Genomic DNA, 19,083 nt, shown 5'->3' with positions numbered 1-19,083 from the left:
GATTTCGTATAGATACTATAATACGGAATGAGCACAGGCAAACACTATCCCCCGCGGGGGCCACTTCTTGACCTCTGCTGTGCGTCCCGTTCGGCCTTGACCTTCCGCAGCAATTGTTCAAGCTCCGGATCTGCCAAGGGGCCGGCGTACCGTTCATCAACCAAAGCCTCAACCACTGAGCGCTTGAATTCGGTGCTGCCTGTAATACGCAACGCAGCATCGGAAGCCGATATGTTTGGCATCGCACGTATGGCTCGAGTGATCAGCTCACTGTCAACCACCTGGCCAGGGAAACTGAACTGACCCCCTAGGTCTACGAACCCTGGATCGCCTGCAGCCCGCCGGTAGATGATCGATCCGTTTTTTCTAACCACGCCGAGCATTCCATCAATCGATTGATATTTGGGATCAAGATCCAGAGCAAATTCGAACCTGTTAGCCCCTTCGGCTTTTGCAGCACGTTTTTCGCCATAGGCGAAACCACGAAGTTGGCTGATTGCCCCCGGATCTCCAGTGGCTGCTTCTTTCTCAACCCATTCACGATAAGAGAACCTTTTGTTAGATGGATCATTTTTTAGCTCTGCCCGCATTTTAGAAATCTTAGTTTTCAGTTCTTCTCTGGCCCTTAGTGTTTCGAAAGCCAAGATACTGTAAAATGCTTTTCGATCCTTAGGATTTCTGATACGCACTCTGATGTCCAGGCGCTGCTGCCTGGCGTCGTCGCGTATGCGCTTGAATTGTTGCTTTACCCACTCTTTATCAACTCGGCGATAAACAAATTTTGTCCGATAGGCTTCATATCGGGCACGTAGCGCCCTGCGCAAGTTAGCCCGCTCTGACCGGCGCTGCTGGCGATCTTCCGGATTGCGTCGTGGACTGACAAACTTGTCATAGCTCATAAGAGCCATCAACTCTTGAGAGACTCTGCGCTCTTCATAGTCCCCTAGTCGCTTTTCCAAGCGCGCTTTAGAAAGCGCTTCATGCATATCGCTTGCTTTGATAGGCACCAGACTCAAATCATCAAGAGAATAAATACCCATCCCGCGGCCTTTGGGTTTCATCCCCAACCCGTAACGTGCCAGTTCGGCGTGAAGCTTCTGCCAGGTTAAACTTTTCTTTTTCAGAAGTGAGGCAACAGCCTCGCGGGGCTCACCACGACAATAAGTGTGCAAGCTTTCCTGGTCCAAATGATGTTCCATATCCGCAGCCCGAGTTGGCTGCTTACCCTGGAATTTCGGTTTGGGGGCCGACCAAGAAATTTCTGGTGTGCCTGTGGAATTGGTTACACTGTAAGGACCATTGTCGTGTGCCCAGCCATAACGAAGCTCAAGCTCACGCATTGCATAATCGAGCTTGAAGTAATCTCTATCTGGATACACCGCGTTATACGAGTCAGGGTGGACACGATTCACTGTCATATGTAAGTGAACATTGTCCGTATCATGGTGAATAGCAAACACGTACTGGTGTCCACCCATTCCGACCGCATCCATCGCATGCAGTGCACAATCAAAGGCTTGATCGTCAGTAGGCTTCTCTGATTCTGGCCAGCTCAGAATGACATGGTAAACAGGATCCTTAACACGGGAATTCTGAGCAGCCACTGCTTTCATCTCGGCGGCGGCTGTCGCCAGGCTCAAGCAATTATGCTGGCAGGAGACGCCGGAACGTGTAATTTCCCTTACTGGAGCTCCGAGGAGGAGTCCTGATTCGAGCTCGGCGATAGCATTGAGCTCATCTCCTGCATCCCTTCTTTGAGCGGCTGCAGCATGAAACGCAAGGTTGGCTCCACGGGATCTTGCTCTTGCCGCAAAGTCAGGATGATCTCTAGTAGCTTGTCGGAGATGGTTTGCTGCTGCTGCAAGATGGTGCTGAGCAACGGCAAGACGGCTTTCATGTCCATCAGCGTTTACCCCTCTGTCTGTGATGGGTCCAGGCTCGTCAAAGCGGTCTGGAACTGAGTGTTGATCCTGTTGATATCGACGCCCATTGGTATCAAGAGCAATTCCAATACTTCGAGCACGTTCTCGGATGGCATTTTGAGTTGCAGCATCAATTCGTCCAATCTCTCGCAAACGGTCTGCTGCTCTTTCGATATGTTCTCGAGCAGACTCAAGAATTGAGTCGTCTCTTCGGCTGTGGCCTGGAGTGAGCTCATCAGTTTGTGTCTCCTTATCTTCGTCACGCTCTGTTGCGTAGTCGACCAACGCTGAGAAGCTTGAGCTCCCGTCGGCCCGCTTTGGTGGCACCTTCGCTAACATTACGAACCGATCCTTTCAATAGCAGCCTTCAATGCCACCAGGATCTGTGCGTACTCCTTCGAAAGTTTTCCACCGCCTTCATTGAACAGATGTTTCTGTAGGCCTCCAAGCCTCCTCAACTCATTGAGGATATGGCCCTCCACTTTTGACCTCGTACGCCTTCCCAGCGCAGCAGCGAGCATGAATTGACCCACGCTCTGCCCGCAGTCCTTAGCTTTGTCACGGACGATTTCCTCTTCATCCTCGAAGCACCGGATAGGTGGTAACCGACCGGTACGACGCCTTTGCTCGCTGGTACTCATAAGCAGGATCCTCAGGTGTTCCAAGGGGTCTCGGGGCGTAGCCCTGAGCAGGGTGGTAGGCATCGCAAGGGAGTGAAACGACTGCCAGCGATGCCGGTTGGACGGACGCCATTTATGGCGGGAGTACAAACCCTACCCTGTCCAAAACCATAGACCTCATTTCGTATCAAGGCTATCGTACGGAACTTGACTCCGCAAGGGATGCCCATAGAATCAGGGCAAAGAGGACATTAGGGGGGAGGCCAAATGGGATTCACCATTTCGCAAATCGAGAAGCTCATGGGTGATCTCGAAAACCTGCCAGAGGTGGAGCAACCGGACAAGCCGGTCTCGAAGCTGAAGGCAGTCGAGATGATGCAAGAGTCGATAAAGGTTCTGCAGGCGCGTGGATACAGCCTGGCGAAAATCTCGGAGATTTTGACCGCAGGTGGAATGCCAATTTCAGAGACAACGCTGAAAAGCTATCTCACTAGGGCGAGGGGTTCGGCGAAAGGTCGAAATCGACGCACGCCTGTAACACGTCGTAGGGCTCCCGCTGAGGTTCACCAAGGGAGCAAAGAAAAATCCACTGAGAAAGGTACTGAAGCTGTGCCAAGTGGACGCCAGGTAACAACCGGGGTAACACGACAAGGAAATCCCGGGTTTACACCGAAAAATGATACGGATGACATCTGAGGAGAGAACCTATGAAAGAAAAATCGATTGCCCTGGTTGGTCAAATCTACCTCGTCGGTGGTGGTAAAGGTGGCGTAGGAAAGAGCTTCACAACGGTAGGCCTAGTTGACACATTGATGCAGGCTGGTTTCAAGATTCTGCTGATTGAATCGGACACTTCCAATCCAGACGTTTGGAAGATGTATAAAGACGAAGTTGAGTGCAGGCTGATTGATTTGGACGATGCAAACGGCTGGATTGATCTTGTTAACGTCTGCGACGAATTCCGTGATCATGTTGTAGTTGTCAATACCGCTGCACGGAATAACAAAGGCGTAGCAGCGTATGGAGAAACGTTGAACAGCACGCTCGGTGAGTTGAACAGGCAACTGATCACGCTGTGGGTGATTAACCGGCAACGTGACAGCTTAGAACTGCTCAAGGAATACCGTGAAGCACTCCCAGACTCCACTATCCATGTAATTCGTAATGCTTACTTTGGTGACGAAATAAAGTTCGAGCTTTACAACAATTCAAAAATCAGAGAATCCATCGAGGGTTCTGGTGGTAAGTCTCTGATGCTGCCAGATCTGGCGGATCGTGTGAGTGACGACCTCTACAGCAAACGACTATCGATCGGGCAAGCATTGAAGGAACTGCCGATCGGAAACCGAGCTGAACTTACCCGGTGGCGCCGTGATGTGAATAAAGTGATAGGGGAGGTTCTCAATGGATGATATTGAGGTTGCCTTTGAGAAGCTCTTAGGACGACAGGCTTCTGAGAAAGAGGTGCAGGATCTCTATCGGGTTAAAAATGCCTTGAACCTGCATAACAATGATTCTCTCTGGCTTATCTTAATGGCTTTGCAGTCCTACGATACAATGTATTCCAAGTATCCAGAACTGATTGCCAGGCAAGTTGATAAACAGGTCGACAAGCACAAGTCATTATTTGCTGAGATGGCTGATGCTGAGACAAAGAAGGCACTGTCCACATTGTCGGCTGCTGTAAGCGAAGCGAGCCAGGCTGTGGCTCTCAAAGTGGCTGATGCTGCTCGATGGAGGGCCTGGGGTTTTGTTCTATGCGCACTGCTTTGTTTTGCAGGTCTGTGCATGACTGTTGGGTTTGTGCTTGGCAGTGGCCAAGTTCCTTATTGGGCGAAAATTGCCTCTGCAAAAGGACCTCTATTCAATATCTGCTCGATGATTTTCAATGCGCCCGTGGGATGGCTCCTGCCTTTAGTCGCTGCTGGGCTGTTCGGAACGACATTCATCAACCAAAAACCAACTCTAAAGTCGGTGTTGTTGCTGGGCCTGTTGCTTGCCACATCGTCGCTTTCTCTGGGATTTGTACTTTGAGTAGGGGCCATTTTTTTTGGCCTCTTTATTCCGTATAATATACACAATACGGAATTAACGGGTATAATGTCTGTACGTTAATACGGAGGTCAATTATGGACAGGTACTCAAACATCAAGGCGTATCGCGGTGTCGGGCTGGACATTAAGGGTTACAAGGAAGCCGAAACATCGAGAGGCCTCGCGTGGTCATGCAAAGTCTATCTCCATAACAAAATGCTTGGACTCGTATCCAATAATGGCGATGGCGGCATGACTCGCGTTGAAATCGACCCTGCGCTGCAGACGGCTTTGGTTGCGGAGTTGAAAGCGAACGGCTACCAACTTCAATTGACTTTCCAGGGCCTCGCCATGGATGAACCTACAGATGCACCTGAATGGTTCGACATGGCGATCACTCAGATGGTCGACGAAGTTGCCCAACTGCGGAGGCTGAAACGCCTTGGCAAGACTCATCTGATTGTCCTGCAGCATTCGAGCTCGCCCGAGTTCTCGTTTTATAAGGCGGCTCCAACGGATAGCTCTGTTGCTCGTATTCGCCGGCAACTGGGCGCCGATCTGGCCTGCATCATGAACGCTGAAATCACCGCCCTGTAGGCCGACCGCGGCTCTTATTGTTGGGTTACGAAAGGATGGATCCTATGGACTTGAAAGACATGCTCAGCCAGCTCGACGATGATTTGCTTGCGCAAATTTTGGAAGCTGCTCATTGCGCGTTGAATCGACCAGGTGCAGCCAAGCGCGTTGCCAAAGCAATGAACACCTCGGTTGATCGCGTTCGGACGCTGGCCTACATCTCGGCGCAGCTCAACCTGACCCCAAGACTCGTTCCTGACATCAGCACTATGCAGGAAATGGAAGCATTTCAAGCTCGTTTAAGCGCAGGATAACCACCCTCCCCCTACGTTCCTAAATTGGTGATAAAATACGTTATCACCAATTTTAGGCAGGGAGTGGATTCGTGGACTGGTTTGATCCTCTGCGTGACTTTTTCGAACACACGCGCCGAAAATCCCCTAAAAAGACCAGAATCGAAGAACCTGTTCAGTTAGTGACTGAACGGGAAAGTTCGCACCCGCTGCAGTTTGGCTTTCCCTCTCCGACTCTTTACGCTGGCATCTATGCCGGCGCTACTCGTGTGGGCAGCATTGAGTACGGTTTGAACCCGGCCCTCGACCGCGTTTACGTTCACAAGATCGAGGTCGACGATCAGTACCGTGCGAATGGTCATGGCCTGGCCACGCTCAAAGTGCTTCATGACCAGCATCAGGTCCCGATCGTCCCGGTACACATTTGGGGATCGGCACTAGGCTTTTGGTCGAAAGCAAGATCCGCGCTAGCAAAGGCTGGAGGCTCCATTGCCGCGGAAATCCGTGGTGAAGCTGAAATGGATGCGGAGACCCAGCGGTGGGAGCAGCTGCTTAACGCGAAGCTTGTTGATCCTGTCGAAACCAGCATGCCCAATAGACGACGGCGGATGCGTTGATGAAAGAACTCCTGGTAACCAGGCAGCCTGGCAAACTCACCGAAGCACAGTACCTGGCTCTATCGGATGTACCAGCTGCTACCGAGTGGTTGGCCAACATTGATAATCCTCAGACCAGACGCGCCTACAGTATTGATATCGGCGACTTCACCGCCTTCGTAGGCATTGTCCACCCAGACCAGTTCCGGGAGGTTCAACGGGCGCATGTTCTTGCCTGGCGATCGGACCTAGAGCGAAGAGTGCTGTCAGCTGCGACGATCCGGCGAAAGCTGGCGGCGCTGACCAGTTTGTTTGACCACCTTTTGGACAGCAACGCTGTAGCGGGAGGAAATCCTGTTCATGGCGTCAAGCGGCCTCCGAATGAGAGCAATGAAGGTAAAACGCCGGCGCTGGGCGACGACCAGGCCAAGGCGTTGCTCGAGGCTCCAGATCAAGACAGCGTAAAGGGGCTTCGGGATCGAGCACTGCTGGCGGTTCTCCTGTACCACGGTTTGCGTCGTGAGGAGGCAGCAAGCTTGGATGTTGTCGACCTGCAGGAACGCCGCGGCATTCGTCATTTGAAGGTGCATGGCAAGGGCCGCAAAGTTCGTTACCTCCCACTCCATCCGGTGGCGGCAGAGCGGATCTACCAGTATCTGGAGGCTGATGGGGAGCGGACTACCGGCCCATTGTTTCGCTCCGTTCGCGGGCGTACGCCCGGGGCTCGTTTGCTGGCCAACGGTATCTATTCGATCATCGGGTTTTGGGCCAAATCAGCCGGCATAGCGGTGGCTGGCCTGGGCGTGCACGGGTTGCGAGCTACTGCGGCAACCAACGCATTGGAGCACGAGGCTGATATCGCGAAGGTTCAAACCTGGCTGGGACATTCCAATATCAGCACCACACGTCTCTACGATCGGCGCGGCCAGAGGCCGGAGGATTCTCCGACCTATAAAGTAAAATACTGAATCGACTTCCCGAGTTTCCCTACGGGAGATATTTCAGAAACCCGTACAGGCCAATGGCTAGCAATATCACCCAGCCAAGACTGTAACCCGCAAGACGCAACTCTGCCGCCTTCATGTCTTTACGGTAGTTCGAAGCTAGTATCAGGCCTTGAATGCCCTTGGGCGCCAATGCTACTACCCCGAATAGGATTACGAACAACCAGCTCTCGGTCACCCCACCATGAGCGGCAGAGTACACCGCAAGCTTGCTAACGATCCACGCCAGGGAGCTGAACCATATTGCCCAGGCGTAAAATCGCAATGCTCCTTCCTGAGCGTCCATCAAATGTGCATCTCCCAAATCAAAGTGCTAGAGGTGACCAGCGCATGGCACCATTGTAGGGGTCACCACCCTCAGCGATGAACACCTTCCCGGCTGAATCGACGGCGAAAGCGCCTGGCTGTTCATGCTGGGGGTCACGCAGCTCGTTTTTCCAACCGTACACAGCCCCCTGCCACATCAGGACAATTCCCCCCTGATGACACTGATTACTTTCTCGCCAATGCTGAGCCGTCTTCTGAAGGGTTTCGATCTCAATATTCACTTGCTCCTCCCATCAAAAATCCAGTCCGAATTTAGTTGAAGCTTCTCCGGTACAGCCAGTAGTACCCACCACCCAGTATTGCTGCGAGTCCTAGCCACTTCACCGCGCTCGAGGCCCACCAAGCAACCGGTGGCGTCTGTCCAGGAAACGCCAAGCCGACCGCTCCCCACTCCGTCATCGCAGGCCAAAGCCCTCCCCAGAAAGCTGCAACGGCCAGGGGTGTAACAGCAATTGCCGAGATCATGCCAAAGTTATCAGGCTGGATTTCGCACCAGAGACCTGCCCCCAGTATGCCGACAGCGATCAGCACCCCGATCATCATCCAGCTGTGCGCGGCAAAGCTCACTTCTGGTAGCAGCTGCAGCACACCATGAGTGCAGGCGGCAGCGACAACTGCCACCAGCGCAGTACCGACCGAGATCAACCCCTCGGTTCCTACAGACATAACGATCTCCTTGAATTCAGATCGAGGCGTCTACGCGCCTCGAAGCGATGTGTTTACTTGATGATGCGTTGGTGCAGCTCGGCCAGCGATTCCGGCAAAGGAATGTTGGCGATCGAAAGCAGCTGAGCGGCGGTAGCTTTGGTCCCGTCGACCGTCTTCTGCATTTTGCCCAATACCACGCACCGATTCTCCCACATGCCGTCGCTTTTCGACGGTTGAAGAGCTTCGAGGGGTCTCATGACATGCCACTTAGCCTTGCCAGGATCAACGACCTTGGCGTTCTTTTCTTGAGGCGATAGATGCGTACCGTAGAACAGCGCTTCTCGACCGAACATCCCGAGCGCCTCAAGGAAGACCGCGTGTCCGATGACGAAATTTTCGCGAACGTCCGAGGCAGCGATCTTGCCGGATAGCATGTCGCCCCACTGAGGGATGTACTTCTCGCAACCTTCAAGGAACTCACGCACAAGGTCGGCGCAGTCCATTAGCTCTTCATCCTCCAGGCCAGTGATGGTTTTCTCGCTGAGCCCAGTGAGCAGCGTCACGAATTTTTTGAAGGCAACCAAGCTCCAAAGCTTAGACGAACGCATGCCCGGGGAACCGTTCTCAAAGTCGATTTTGCGCTTGATTGCAGGCAGTTGGGTGAGGAGATCCTGGAGCCAGGTGTTGTAAGGATTGCGGTGGTCATACAGAGCATTGATCGCACTGGATGGCTTCACCGCCTTACTGTTGATGTCAGCAAAGATTTGCTGAGAGCGCTGCAGGCCCTGGTCAAAGTGAATCTGTACCGGCGCTGTTTCGTGGCGAAGGGTTTCGTCGTTGCGCAGTGCCATTTCGATAGCCAAGCGACGGTGCTGCCCGTCATTTATCAGCATGGTGGCGCTCATTGGAATGTGAAGCGTGCCAAGCTGCTCGATACCTTCAAGTGCTTCGAAAGCCATAGCCTTGTCGACGCTAGCTGTGAGCGCCGGCAGTACATAGGTGTCCCGGTTGTCGAGCATGTATTCACTAATGGATTCTGCCCGTTTCTTGTTCAACGCGCGCTGAGCGCGTAACTCTGCAGGCACTGCTTCCTCTTCGTCGAAAACAAACAAGCGAGCCAGGATCGGGTATGGAATCTGTGCCAGAAAATACTCCTGCCCGGCCTGGATACCGCGAACGGCCGGCACGGCGAAGCAGGGTTGGTTCCGAATCTCGTCGATCGCCTTTTGAGCCTCGAAGCCTCTTGCGCGCAAGTGTGCATGCTCCTGGGAGCGGATCTGTTGCTCAAGATGCTCTGCCCGAACCTCTTCTTCGTACCACTCCTTGAGGTCCTCCAAGGTAATGCCTAAATGCTGCAGGTGATATCCAGCGTCGTCAGCCATTACGTTGCGCTTACCGGTGAGCTCATCAGACAAGATTGCCCGCATCAGACGCTTGCCATACTCACGGCGCTCATTCAGCTCGTACTGATTCAAAAGGTCTTCTCGCAAATCCCCCTTCTTCACCAGGCTCTCTGAGTGAACCGCCACAAAAAGGCCGTATTCGCCTTTGCGCTTGTTGGCTTTGTCCGCGGCATTACGAGCCGCTGTACCGTCTCTGTGGATCGAAACAACCTCCCCTGGCACAAACTGCTGCGCCTCAAGGGAGCACGCTTCTTTGGCGATCACTGCGTCGTACATTCCAGCCTCCGATTACCTGGTGAATGCAACAATGATAATATACGTACGTACGTATGTATATAGATTTTTCAGTGTTGGCGTGCCAGGCTGAGGCGCGGCGGCAAAGCTAACGTATATATGTGTTAGGGTATTGTTATTCATTTACGCTACCGTGGCGGTAGATCAAGCACTCCAACCGGACAGGACCAGCAGGAAGCGGCGATGCCCAAATACTCCAAAATTGAACGCTACGACTGGCTGCTTGGCCAATGCTACGACCGCATCGTGGCTTATCTGGCAGGAACGACAACCAATGCAGTGCAGATCCGTCGGGCCAATAAAGGCATTCCACCATGGTCGGGCGACAATGCGGTCAGCAAGGCGTATGACTCGCTCTTAGGTACAATGTCGGACGTAGCGCTGGCAAAAATATTCGGTGTCACTGCATACGAAATTGGCCGCCGGCGACGGCTACTGCAGGTCGGCATTTTTGAAGCTCGCCCAGGACTAAAGCTGGAAAATTTCGACCATCTTCTGCCAACCACGAGTAATGCGGAGATTGCACGCCGCGCAGGCTGCTCTAGGCAAGCTGTCGCTCAGCGCCGGAAGAGGCTAAAAAGTGCAAAGCCAGGTCTCCCCTAACGAAGCGGCAGTAGATTAAATTCCCTAACATATATATGTATTAGGGTGCCAAACGCATGTATGTATTAAGCTCCTATCACCCTTGGAGCTCCTTTACAGCGGCCTCTACGCGGTCGCCGTACTCCTCCTTGTGGCGTTCACGTATCACAGACATTTCGTAAATGAGCATACTCACCTGCGGTGCCAGCTGCGCTTCAATGCTGGCCATATCCTCGCGCACCACGCCAGATTTTTGAGCTGCAGTACGGCCTGGCGTACCGAAGAAAGTCAGCGCCTTTCGGAAATCTACCCCGCGGCCGATCAGTCGTTCAAAAACGTGCTCAACAACCGTTGGGGTGATATCCATGCCAGCATCTCGAGCGTTCACCAGCTCTGAAAAGACTAATCCACGCTTGCATCGTTTATGCGCTGCAGCAACTCGCGCACCGCATCGACCGGCCATAGACCTAGGATCCCCTACTCCAAGGGTCAGAAAGTTCATAAACGCATCAAGAAGCTCGGCATACGCGGCCTCAATCTCTTCTTCATAGACCTGTAGCAGCCTCTCCTTTTCAATCATTTGCATAATTTTGCCCATGCTAAAACATATATTCGTTAGGGTATCACACCGGCATTCGCCCATGGCTACGTGTTGCTGAAACCGCCATTTGTCTAACTGAAGCTAGTCGCGCGGCGATTGCTGAATTACTGTATATGCAAACAGTTATTCTCTGGTGCCTTTATATGAACGCCCTCACACCATACCTGCCGGCGCCTTCAACGCAGCTGCTACAAGTCCTGGCTGGCGCTGCAGCGGGCGGCTTTCCCAGCCCTGCAGCTGACTACTACGAAGCGCCATTGTCCTTGGATGAGCGCATGAACATCCGTGCTCCCCATGTCTGGATCGTCCAGGTTGAAGGTGACAGCATGCGTGACGCCGGCATCTTCGATGGTAGCCTCCTGGTAGTTGACCGATCGATCTCTCCGACTGCCGGCCATATCGTTCTCGCCTACGTCGATAATCAGCCTCTGGTGAAGCGGTTGGCCAGGTCTACTGCAGGGTGGGTCTTGGAGTCAGCAAATCCAGCGTACAAAAGCATTGCTCCCAGCGAGTATGGCACCATCGAGGTGTTCGGGGTCGTGACCTGGGACCTGACACCACATGCACTGTGAATCGCGGCCGATTTTCGGTCTGGTTGACGTCAACAGTTTCTACTGCAGCTGTGAGCGCATTTTCAGGCCCGAGCTGCGGCAGCGCCCAGTCGTCGTCTTGTCCAACTCGGATGGCTGTATCGTGGCCCGCACCACAGAAGCGAAAGCGCTCGGCCTGAAAATGGGTGACCCCTACTTCAAGGTGCGGGCGTTCCTGGAGCGGCACGGAGTTGCGGTGTTCAGTTCGAATTATTCCTTGTACGGCGAGTTAAGCCATCGCTGCGGGGTTGCTATCGCGTCGTTGGTGCAAGATTGGGAAAGGTACTCAATCGACGAACTATTCGTGCGGCTCGATGGACATCCTGAGCCTATCGGTGATGTTGGCAGGGCCATCCAGGCACGGGTGCTGCAGTGGACCGCCCTGCCGGTCGGCATAGGCATCGGGCACACAAAGACACTGGCTAAGGCTGCGCAACACGCTTCAAAGGTGTGGCGGGAAAGGACTGGCGGAGTTGTCGACCTGCGCAAGCCCGAGGCCATCGAATGGCTACTCCGTCGCATGCCGGTCGATGAAGTGTGGGGCGTTGGCAGACGCATGCGTGACAACTTGGCGCGCGACGGCATCAGTACGGCATGGGAACTATCCCAGGCAGATCCTCGGGCCATGGGACGCAAATACAGCGTCGTACTGGAGCGCACAATACGCGAGCTCCAAGGTGAATCCTGCATGGACCTGGAGCAATCCGTGGCACCTAAGCAGTCAATCTGCTCGAGCAAGATGTTCGGCCAGCGCGTCCACACGCTCAAGGGCCTTCAGGAGGCAGTGGCGACGTACATTCACCGCGCCGCAGAGAAATTGCGCATGCAGAGCTCGCTGTGCGGTGCCTTGCGGATCGGCATCCAAACCTCGTTTCACGGGGATGGGCCGAAGTACGCGAATTCGGCAACGTGCATTCCCTCCTACCCCACCGACGATGTACGCCAGTTGACCAAGTACGCACTGAAGGCAGTCGAGCAGATCTACCGACCTGGCTTTGCCTACAGCAAGGCCGAGGTCCTGTTGATGGATCTACGTAAACGGGGCGAGTTCACGCAAGATCTGTTCAGCCCAAGCCAGCCTGAGCGATCCGACGCACTCATGGCAACAATGGATCGGATCAACCGTCGCTGGGGGCATGACTGCCTGCGTACTGCTGCTGTACCGCTGACGCCGGACTGGGGAATGCGCCGGGCATTGCTAAGCCCCAGTTACATGACCAGCTGGGACCAGCTGTGGAAAGTCAGGTGCGTTTGAGGAGCAAAGCATCCTCAAAGAGGCGGAGGGATAAACAAAGCCCGCACTATGGGCGGGCTCGATGGGGGTATTCCCTGCGACATCACATTGTCATTGCAAATTCCAGCTGAACCGGTAGGGGTCCATGAACGGTATATCGTCATCAAAGCTGTCGAAGTCGGCTGCCGGCTGCGGTGCTGGTTGCTGGGGAGCCTGGCGTGCAGGCTGCTGACGCGGCGCTTGCTGACGCGGCGCTTGCTGGTTGCCTGACTGGCTGTACTGATCGCCGCTCTGTTGCTGGGGCCGGCCGCCGAGCAGCTGCATGGTGCCGTTGATGTCTACGATGATCTCGGTGGTGTAGCGCTTGACGCCGTCTTTTTCCCACTCTCGGGTCTGCAGCTTGCCTTCGATGTAGCACTGCGAACCTTTACGCAGGTACTCGCCGGCAATTTCTGCAACCTTGCCGAACAGCGACACACGGTGCCACTCAGTACGCTCGACCTTCTGGCCGGTCTGCTTGTCTGTCCACTGCTCACTGGTGGCCAGGCTTAGGTTGGTTACAGCGTTACCGTTGGGCAAGTAACGGACCTCGGGATCCTGGCCACAGGTGCCGACCAGAATGACCTTGTTTACTCCTCGAGCCATGATGTCTCTCCTTTTCTCGACACGACTGCGTGCCTTTAGCTGTGTTGATCGAGCCGGTACTAGGCAGGGTGACTTATCGACCTGAATAGCACCGGCCAGCAAGCCACCAGGCGCGCTAGGCTTCCGCCTCTTGGTGCCGCCATTTCAAATAGGTCTCTACGCGACTAAACCCGGCTGCCGCGGCGTTACGTTCAAGTAACCAAAAATTTTCACCCTCGTTGACGAACTGGCGGCAATCCTCGTCAACGCGCCATAGCTCGTCGGCGATCGGCTGTTCATTCGCCATTTCACGCTCGAACTCTGCTTCCATCGCGGCCTCAAGTTCGGGATCAATCGGTTCGTCTGGATCGAAGTCTTCGTGGTAATACTCACCAGGATGATCCTGCTGTTCCCATTCCTTGTTGGCCCAGGCGCGTTTGATATCGTCGTCGGAGTACCCGGCATACACCAGGGAACGGACCAGATAAGCCAGGACGCCCTCGGGGAATTCTGTTGCCTCCAATGCGAGGAGTTTCTGCACATCAGCGGCGGCGTCCTCTTCCATACTGTTTACGTATCGCTCGAACTCCGCGTCTTCCGCTTTTTTTGCTTCATGTGCTCCACGCGCACGCTCGGTCATGGCCTGTTGATCGATGCGCGCTTGCTCGCGAACGGCCTCCCAATTCGGCGGTTCAGGGCACGCACCTGTCTGAACCAACGATGCGTTGATCATGTTGAGCAACGCCATGCTTTGCTCTGGGACGCTTTCAGTCACAACAGGATCTGTCGTCACATCCTCGATGACCGGAGACAGCCCGCGCTTCATACGGCCGCTGCCTACCCGATCGACAAGGTACCGCTCGCTCCATGCCCGGCCCCGGCTTTTCTGCCCTTCCCGCTCCAAGCTCATGGTGTATTTCATGAGCCATTTGTGCATGAAGCGCTGACGCTCGGGGGCCATGCGGATCGAGATGTCGTGGTAACGCTGATAGAAAGCTTCATCATGGCCACACGCAATGCTATCGCCCTGGTGAGCGACTTCGTGCTCAACCAGCCCGAAAATGTAGGCCACCGTCTCCAGTGGTTTGCTGCTAAGCCGCTTGACGATATCGCAACTGATGGCCAGGTACGTCCGACCATCCGTCCAAGCCTCGGCAGTGTTGGACTCACCCAGCAGGATCTGCAACCGCTCTTCGTCGTAGCGAAGGGTTCCGTCCCTGTAGCGCTCAGCGCCTACGCACGCACCGGCATAGTGCTGCAGACACCACCGCAGCGCGGTCCAAGCCCTGCGCGTTTCCTTGTCCAGGGTTTGGCGATCGTCAACGATCAGTGTTCTTTCGATAAAGGCGTCACGAAATGTGGAGTATGCCGCCAATGCTGGCGCATCCAACGGTTTACCTCTCCAGAACCAAGGGCCCCGCTCGCCGCGATCTTCGATCGCCTGCGCTGCCTCACTGACGTTGCAAAGAGCGCGCTCGAGCGCTTCCTCAAAGTCGATGTGATTGTGACAGCCGAATCGCTCCAAGGTCTTCGGGTGGACGATTTGGATCAAACCTTCCCGGGCGATAGCTTCACCTTTGGGAATATCATTGCCATGCTCGATCAGGGTGTACGTGCCCTTGTGCCAGTTGAAAGCCTTGAGGCGAAAGTCCATGAGCGTGATGTGCCGCTTGCCAGGGAGCAGCGTAATGACTTCCTCCTTAGCAAACACATCGCAGATATTCTCGTCACCGCTGAGCAATGATCGCGCCGATTTTTCCCGGCGAGCTTCAGTCTTACGGTGATCCCCCAGCTTTGCCGATACATCCTGAGCCAGGCGCCTGAACTCTTTGGCGATCGGTTTCCAGACGGGGCAAGTTTTGCGCAGGATTTCTGTGCGGGAGACGTTGAGGTTGATCGCCTTTTTCGAAACGATCAGGCCTCCAGCCCCCCAGACATGAGACGAATCATGTCGAATCAGCACCCCTTGGTTGTAGATTGAGACGGGGCCTTCTTCTTTGGCTCGGTAGTAAGCCCAATCGTCCTCGAAGTCCCATTTTTCATTGGCCGGATTGCGCGTAATGACACGCCCGTTCAGCTCAACGCTAATGGGCGTGTAACGAACCAAATCGCGAATTTCCTGCACCGCTGACATCAGCTCGAGGTCGTTGAGGGCTTCGTACCAGGTGCCGGTGATACTGCAACCGTTGAGCGGTTCTTGGAGATCCTCAAGCTCGTAGCTGTAGCCCATGACACGGGTATCAACTCGCATTGACCAGCGGTTAGATATCCATTCAGTCCTGGCATGCGCCATGATCTGGCCGCGGCCTAAACGAAAACGTCCGTAAGTCGCATCGCCTTCCTGGTGCGGCGTGCCGAATCGACCGAAGTAGCGGACAACATCATCACGGCTGGCAAAACCTGTGCCGTCGTCGACGCAATCGAATCCAGCCTTGGTCATGGTGAGTTTCACCGTGGTGGCCTTGGCGTCAACCGAATTCATGATCAACTCGATCACTGCCTTACCGATGGAGCCGGCCTGGCTGTAGATGATGTGGTGGATGATCTGGGGGTCAAGCTCAAAAGGTAGAAGCACGATGCACCTCCTTCATGGTTTATCGGAATGGTCGCAACGTGCCTTTCAACGCATACGCCGGCGAGGACGATCAGGGGTTTCGGCCCCTGCCCTTACCTGTTGCGCGATCCATTCGATTTGGGCAGTGTCCAGTCCGAACCGCTTCGCGTAATCGTCCCGGTGCTGGTCGAGGTCTTTGGAAAACTCACCCGAGTTGAAGTCTTTGCCAACGCGACGCAGGAAGCGGCCGGCGGCATCTTTGCCTTTATGAGTTGGATGTGAGCCATCCAGGATCAACTTCACTTCCTGGAGCAATTCGTCGTGGTTGAAGGTTTCAAGTGACATTTGGGAAATTCCGTATAATAGCCTGAATACGGAATATAGCACACGTGTATGTACTGTGGGCTACCCTGCCCTTTTGCATCAGGCCAAAAAAATCCGCTAACGATAAGCGGCAGATGCAATCGGATGTTGCTACTAGCAACACCAGTCTGTTGCTACTAGCAACACACCATTGTCCCCGGCTGGCTTGGCCAGCCGGGAATCGGAATCGGCTAAATTACCATTGCCAGCTGCCCAGTTGACTCCACTACCGAATAGGCCACATCGCCTAGCCGATCATTTAGCAGCTGAGTAACTGCGCGGTCATCACAGTCGTAATACGCATCGTCCAGCAGAGCCGAAAGGTCTTGAAGCTCAAGCCCGTGCTGAACAGCAAGTGCCATTAGTCGAGGGTCGATGCGGTCATATTTTCCGCAGATTTCCAGTACTGGATTGTCAGCAGCGTTGTTGGCCAAGAAGAAGGCGTATGCAAAACCCTCAGGTGTCACGCTTCGTGCATTCTTAGTAGCCAGACTGCTTCCGCCGTACTGTGTGTGCATTTTTGAGCCTTCGATAGGAAGGACCGGTGCGACGGGCAAATCTGCGTTGAAACGACCCCAAATCAGCGTCTTTTTGGTGTACGGATCGCCGAGATCGCACGGGTTGAAACTGAGCCGCCATGGGGGCAGGCCCGCTAGTTTCTCGATCCGACCTACTGGATTTTCAACCGCCCAAATCGAAGGCCGATAGTACTCAACCAGACGCATCGTTTGATGAACCAGTTCGATCGAGATCGCAGTTCGGCCATCGAGGTCCTTTGCTGCAAAGTGCTTTGCACCAGAGTTCGCAAAGTCGGTGCATGGGCAGGCGGCGATGATCGCGTACACGTCTGCACCCTGGAAATCGCCGAAGAATTCCTTGAAAAATTCAACGTCGAATTTGCTGACGTCGCCTAGTTCAGGGTTGTCTTGAATATCGAATCGATATACCTGGTACCCGGCTTCAACCCATGGATCCGACCATTGACCACTTTTGTCGAACAAGGACAGGACAACTTTTCCGCTGTTAACGCCTGCCTTCGCCTGAGCCGCGGCCTGGTCTTTCCACTTGGTGATGACGCTCGCCGCATCGTGAAGGGACAAAAGACCATGCGATCGAGCCTTGGCACCGAGTCGAACTACATCGGTCGCTGATGGGGCTTCGAAAAGACGATGAGATCCCTCCTCATCCATCTGCTGGGCGATAGAGGCATATGGTGTGACGACTTGGCTCAATGGAAGATCTGGAACTGAGCATTGATGCTCTGGGGCATGGCTTAGTGGGGTGTGGATGGTAGTAAAACCGTTCATGTTCTTGCTCCTAGACGGGTAGACCCGCAGAGGCGGTAGCCGCCACCCCTGCAGGATGTCTAACACAAGAACATTATATACGTACGTACGTACGCATACAACAAACAAGCCAGGTTATCAATGAGCTGTTTCAACTCACTTTGTTTGGTGCTTTTCCATATGGCTCAGCACTACTTGCCTGTCGACATGGACCATCGAGCACGCGGAGAAATCACCCTCCCACACAGCGGTCGCCCATGTTCCATCCAGCCCCGCCTGCCAGAATGCCCCCCACTCGCCATTTGGCAGCTCTAGTAGGAGCCATTCAGGAAAGGGGCATTTCCTGGCCAGGCTTAAAACGTACCTGACATGATGTGGTTCACTAGGCCTTCCCATGCGTTGCACTCCAATCGCTGATTGAACCTGCCCAAATTCGGGCGGGCTCACCTAAGCTCACTTTCCTTTACCAGGTGACGCAAATTCAGCGGCATCAATCGAATCGAGGAAAGCCGCGAGCTTGTCCATGATTTTCTGTGGGTCCACTTCCTTATCGATCTTGAATTCCAGCTTGCGACCATTCAAGCGAACAGATCCAACCCCTTGCAACTTCCGAGGCTCCGCCGCCTGGGCCTTAGGACCGCTACAAGCAGCGAGCTTCTGCCCAATGATCCGAAGTGCGGCCTCCTGGCCAGTCCCCTTTTCAGCCATTTGAATCACTACTCGATGCACGATGTTCACATCAACCTTCGAGTGCTCTACGAACTTTTTCGCATAGTTGGCAGTGATCAGGTCAGGTTTCGTGTTCAGAATTTCTTTGATCTGGTCAGGAAGCTGCACCAGGTCAAGGCACCGGTTCACGACCGTATGATCGACACCAAGGCGTCGAGCTAATGCACGCTGACTTTTGTCAGTACCTTTCAGCATATATCGCTGATAGCTCACAGCTTTTTCGTAGTCGGTCAGGTCATTTTGAATGTTATCGGTGATGGCCAACAGCATTGCCATGTCGTCAGACATGGGTTTGACAAAAGCCTTGATCGTCTCGCGACCTAGCATTTTATGAGCACGCCAACGGCATTCACCGCCGACAAGCTCATAGCGCTCACCCACAGGCCGGATCAAAATCGGTTTACCGAGGCCAACAGAATCAATTGATCCGGCGAGCTCTTCTAGCTTTGCCTGGTCGAAGAACATCCGTGGCTGATATGGAGATGGATCAATCAGTTCAACCAATACCTCTTCGAGCCATTCATCCTTTGGTATAAATTGACCTTCCCGCGGTACTGGTGCCAGGGGCACCGAAATTTCTGCATCCTGAGCAGACCCCATGGCCTGCTCAAGCATGGCGGATCTGCTGCGACGGCTGCCCGTTGATGGTGGCATTTCTGATGGCTTTCGTAGCGATGCCATTGCTGTGCTTGGCTTGCCTGGGTAGTCAGTCGATTTCATACGTCCCTCCTGTGTTGCTACTAGCAACAATCCATTCGGCTGTTGCTAGTAGCAACAAATTTCTGGGTGTTGCTACTAGCAACA

At 54.1% G+C, this 19,083-nt stretch carries 21 protein-coding genes; 10 read left to right on the top strand and 11 right to left on the bottom strand.

All coding sequences use genetic code 11. The features are described 5' to 3' along the window. Window positions 1–44: 44 nt before the first annotated feature. Window positions 45–2,207 carry a TraI/MobA(P) family conjugative relaxase gene (gene traI / locus APH28_RS23425; RefSeq protein WP_218186524.1) on the bottom strand — a complete coding sequence of 721 codons (2,163 nt, stop codon included), beginning with the start codon at window positions 2,205–2,207 and terminating at the stop codon, window positions 45–47. Window positions 2,208–2,260: 53 nt separating this feature from the next. After that, a complete protein-coding gene (gene mobA / locus APH28_RS23410) occupies window positions 2,261–2,563 on the bottom strand; it encodes a plasmid mobilization protein MobA (protein WP_009682506.1) in 303 nt (100 codons plus the stop codon). A gap of 246 nt (window positions 2,564–2,809) precedes the next feature. Here mobA and APH28_RS23405 point away from each other — a divergent pair, with 246 nt between their 5' ends. The 7 genes from APH28_RS23405 to APH28_RS23375 all read left to right on the top strand — a co-directional run bounded on the left by APH28_RS23405 (window position 2,810) and on the right by APH28_RS23375 (window position 7,008). Continuing rightward, window positions 2,810–3,238: a hypothetical protein gene (locus tag APH28_RS23405; RefSeq protein ID WP_060512867.1), complete on the top strand. Its 429-nt coding sequence runs from the start codon at window positions 2,810–2,812 to the stop codon at window positions 3,236–3,238. Between the two features lie 11 nt (window positions 3,239–3,249). Then, entirely contained in the window at window positions 3,250–3,954 is a 705-nt protein-coding gene (locus APH28_RS23400) for a P-loop NTPase (RefSeq protein ID WP_060512866.1), read from the top strand. Further along, window positions 3,947–4,576, top strand: coding sequence for a hypothetical protein (locus APH28_RS23395; protein WP_060512865.1), 630 nt, complete (start codon window positions 3,947–3,949; stop codon window positions 4,574–4,576). Before APH28_RS23400 ends, APH28_RS23395 begins: the two co-directional genes overlap by 8 nt. Window positions 4,577–4,671: 95 nt before the next feature. Next, window positions 4,672–5,172, top strand: coding sequence for a hypothetical protein (locus APH28_RS23390; RefSeq protein WP_060512864.1), 501 nt, complete (start codon window positions 4,672–4,674; stop codon window positions 5,170–5,172). A gap of 44 nt (window positions 5,173–5,216) precedes the next feature. Then, the gene (locus tag APH28_RS23385; protein ID WP_054912923.1) at window positions 5,217–5,465 is read left to right on the top strand and encodes a hypothetical protein; all 249 of its coding nucleotides are present in this window, start codon (window positions 5,217–5,219) and stop codon (window positions 5,463–5,465) included. A 71-nt stretch (window positions 5,466–5,536) separates the two neighbouring features. Then, entirely contained in the window at window positions 5,537–6,061 is a 525-nt protein-coding gene (locus APH28_RS23380) for a hypothetical protein (RefSeq protein WP_060512863.1), read from the top strand. Then, entirely contained in the window at window positions 6,061–7,008 is a 948-nt protein-coding gene (locus APH28_RS23375; protein WP_060512862.1) for a tyrosine-type recombinase/integrase, read from the top strand. The genes APH28_RS23380 and APH28_RS23375 overlap by 1 nt, the downstream gene beginning before the upstream one ends. 341 nt (window positions 7,009–7,349) lie before the next feature. Here APH28_RS23375 and APH28_RS23365 read toward each other — a convergent pair whose 3' ends face one another. Genes APH28_RS23365 through APH28_RS23355 form a run of 3 tightly spaced genes read right to left on the bottom strand, consistent with a single transcriptional unit; the run spans window position 7,350 to window position 9,698 of the window. Continuing rightward, window positions 7,350–7,592 carry a hypothetical protein gene (locus APH28_RS23365; protein WP_060512860.1) on the bottom strand — a complete coding sequence of 81 codons (243 nt, stop codon included), beginning with the start codon at window positions 7,590–7,592 and terminating at the stop codon, window positions 7,350–7,352. A gap of 31 nt (window positions 7,593–7,623) precedes the next feature. Continuing rightward, window positions 7,624–8,037, bottom strand: a complete 414-nt coding sequence (locus APH28_RS23360; protein ID WP_060512859.1) for a hypothetical protein — start codon at window positions 8,035–8,037, stop codon at window positions 7,624–7,626. A gap of 53 nt (window positions 8,038–8,090) precedes the next feature. Next, complete coding sequence (locus APH28_RS23355) at window positions 8,091–9,698, bottom strand: DNA sulfur modification protein DndB (protein WP_060512858.1); 1,608 nt, start codon at window positions 9,696–9,698, stop codon at window positions 8,091–8,093. Between the two features lie 201 nt (window positions 9,699–9,899). Here APH28_RS23355 and APH28_RS23350 point away from each other — a divergent pair, with 201 nt between their 5' ends. After that, window positions 9,900–10,319 carry an AsnC family protein gene (locus tag APH28_RS23350; protein ID WP_060512857.1) on the top strand — a complete coding sequence of 140 codons (420 nt, stop codon included), beginning with the start codon at window positions 9,900–9,902 and terminating at the stop codon, window positions 10,317–10,319. A gap of 76 nt (window positions 10,320–10,395) precedes the next feature. Here APH28_RS23350 and APH28_RS23345 read toward each other — a convergent pair whose 3' ends face one another. Then, window positions 10,396–10,896 (bottom strand): hypothetical protein, encoded by a 501-nt coding sequence (locus APH28_RS23345; RefSeq protein WP_060512856.1) that lies wholly within the window; start codon window positions 10,894–10,896, stop codon window positions 10,396–10,398. Window positions 10,897–11,042: 146 nt separating this feature from the next. Between APH28_RS23345 and APH28_RS23340 the strand changes: the two genes are divergently transcribed. Then, window positions 11,043–11,471, top strand: a complete 429-nt coding sequence (locus APH28_RS23340; RefSeq protein WP_060512855.1) for a LexA family transcriptional regulator — start codon at window positions 11,043–11,045, stop codon at window positions 11,469–11,471. Continuing rightward, window positions 11,461–12,744: a Y-family DNA polymerase gene (locus APH28_RS23335; protein ID WP_060512854.1), complete on the top strand. Its 1,284-nt coding sequence runs from the start codon at window positions 11,461–11,463 to the stop codon at window positions 12,742–12,744. Before APH28_RS23340 ends, APH28_RS23335 begins: the two co-directional genes overlap by 11 nt. A 90-nt stretch (window positions 12,745–12,834) precedes the next feature. Here the strand turns inward: APH28_RS23335 and APH28_RS23330 are convergent, their stop codons facing one another. The 5 genes from APH28_RS23330 to APH28_RS23310 all read right to left on the bottom strand — a co-directional run bounded on the left by APH28_RS23330 (window position 12,835) and on the right by APH28_RS23310 (window position 18,999). Next, a complete protein-coding gene (locus tag APH28_RS23330) occupies window positions 12,835–13,368 on the bottom strand; it encodes a single-stranded DNA-binding protein (RefSeq protein ID WP_060512853.1) in 534 nt (177 codons plus the stop codon). Between the two features lie 115 nt (window positions 13,369–13,483). Then, complete coding sequence (locus APH28_RS23325; RefSeq protein WP_060512852.1) at window positions 13,484–15,922, bottom strand: ATP-binding protein; 2,439 nt, start codon at window positions 15,920–15,922, stop codon at window positions 13,484–13,486. 45 nt (window positions 15,923–15,967) lie between these two features. Continuing rightward, window positions 15,968–16,246, bottom strand: coding sequence for a hypothetical protein (locus APH28_RS23320; protein WP_060512851.1), 279 nt, complete (start codon window positions 16,244–16,246; stop codon window positions 15,968–15,970). A 209-nt stretch (window positions 16,247–16,455) separates the two neighbouring features. Further along, window positions 16,456–17,571 carry a DNA cytosine methyltransferase gene (locus APH28_RS23315; protein WP_256250248.1) on the bottom strand — a complete coding sequence of 372 codons (1,116 nt, stop codon included), beginning with the start codon at window positions 17,569–17,571 and terminating at the stop codon, window positions 16,456–16,458. Window positions 17,572–18,003: 432 nt separating this feature from the next. Further along, window positions 18,004–18,999: a ParB/RepB/Spo0J family partition protein gene (locus APH28_RS23310; protein WP_060512850.1), complete on the bottom strand. Its 996-nt coding sequence runs from the start codon at window positions 18,997–18,999 to the stop codon at window positions 18,004–18,006. Between the last annotated feature and the right edge of the window lie 84 nt (window positions 19,000–19,083).

The organism is Pseudomonas sp. NBRC 111124 (assembly GCF_001320245.1).
Lineage (GTDB): Bacteria > Pseudomonadota > Gammaproteobacteria > Pseudomonadales > Pseudomonadaceae > Aquipseudomonas.
Note: the sequence above shows the minus strand (reverse complement) of the source record. Positions and strands in the feature narration are given on the sequence as shown.

Coding starts and splice junctions, on each gene's coding strand:
- mobA (WP_009682506.1), bottom strand. CDS start 2,563: ATGAGTACCAGCGAGCAAAGGCGTCGTACCGGTCGGTTACCACCTATC.
- APH28_RS23405 (WP_060512867.1), top strand. CDS start 2,810: ATGGGATTCACCATTTCGCAAATCGAGAAGCTCATGGGTGATCTCGAA.
- APH28_RS23400 (WP_060512866.1), top strand. CDS start 3,250: ATGAAAGAAAAATCGATTGCCCTGGTTGGTCAAATCTACCTCGTCGGT.
- APH28_RS23395 (WP_060512865.1), top strand. CDS start 3,947: ATGGATGATATTGAGGTTGCCTTTGAGAAGCTCTTAGGACGACAGGCT.
- APH28_RS23390 (WP_060512864.1), top strand. CDS start 4,672: ATGGACAGGTACTCAAACATCAAGGCGTATCGCGGTGTCGGGCTGGAC.
- APH28_RS23385 (WP_054912923.1), top strand. CDS start 5,217: ATGGACTTGAAAGACATGCTCAGCCAGCTCGACGATGATTTGCTTGCG.
- APH28_RS23375 (WP_060512862.1), top strand. CDS start 6,061: ATGAAAGAACTCCTGGTAACCAGGCAGCCTGGCAAACTCACCGAAGCA.
- APH28_RS23360 (WP_060512859.1), bottom strand. CDS start 8,037: ATGTCTGTAGGAACCGAGGGGTTGATCTCGGTCGGTACTGCGCTGGTG.
- APH28_RS23355 (WP_060512858.1), bottom strand. CDS start 9,698: ATGTACGACGCAGTGATCGCCAAAGAAGCGTGCTCCCTTGAGGCGCAG.
- APH28_RS23350 (WP_060512857.1), top strand. CDS start 9,900: ATGCCCAAATACTCCAAAATTGAACGCTACGACTGGCTGCTTGGCCAA.
- APH28_RS23345 (WP_060512856.1), bottom strand. CDS start 10,896: ATGGGCAAAATTATGCAAATGATTGAAAAGGAGAGGCTGCTACAGGTC.
- APH28_RS23340 (WP_060512855.1), top strand. CDS start 11,043: ATGAACGCCCTCACACCATACCTGCCGGCGCCTTCAACGCAGCTGCTA.
- APH28_RS23335 (WP_060512854.1), top strand. CDS start 11,461: ATGCACTGTGAATCGCGGCCGATTTTCGGTCTGGTTGACGTCAACAGT.
- APH28_RS23330 (WP_060512853.1), bottom strand. CDS start 13,368: ATGGCTCGAGGAGTAAACAAGGTCATTCTGGTCGGCACCTGTGGCCAG.
- APH28_RS23320 (WP_060512851.1), bottom strand. CDS start 16,246: ATGTCACTTGAAACCTTCAACCACGACGAATTGCTCCAGGAAGTGAAG.
- APH28_RS23315 (WP_256250248.1), bottom strand. CDS start 17,571: ATGAACGGTTTTACTACCATCCACACCCCACTAAGCCATGCCCCAGAG.
- APH28_RS23310 (WP_060512850.1), bottom strand. CDS start 18,999: ATGAAATCGACTGACTACCCAGGCAAGCCAAGCACAGCAATGGCATCG.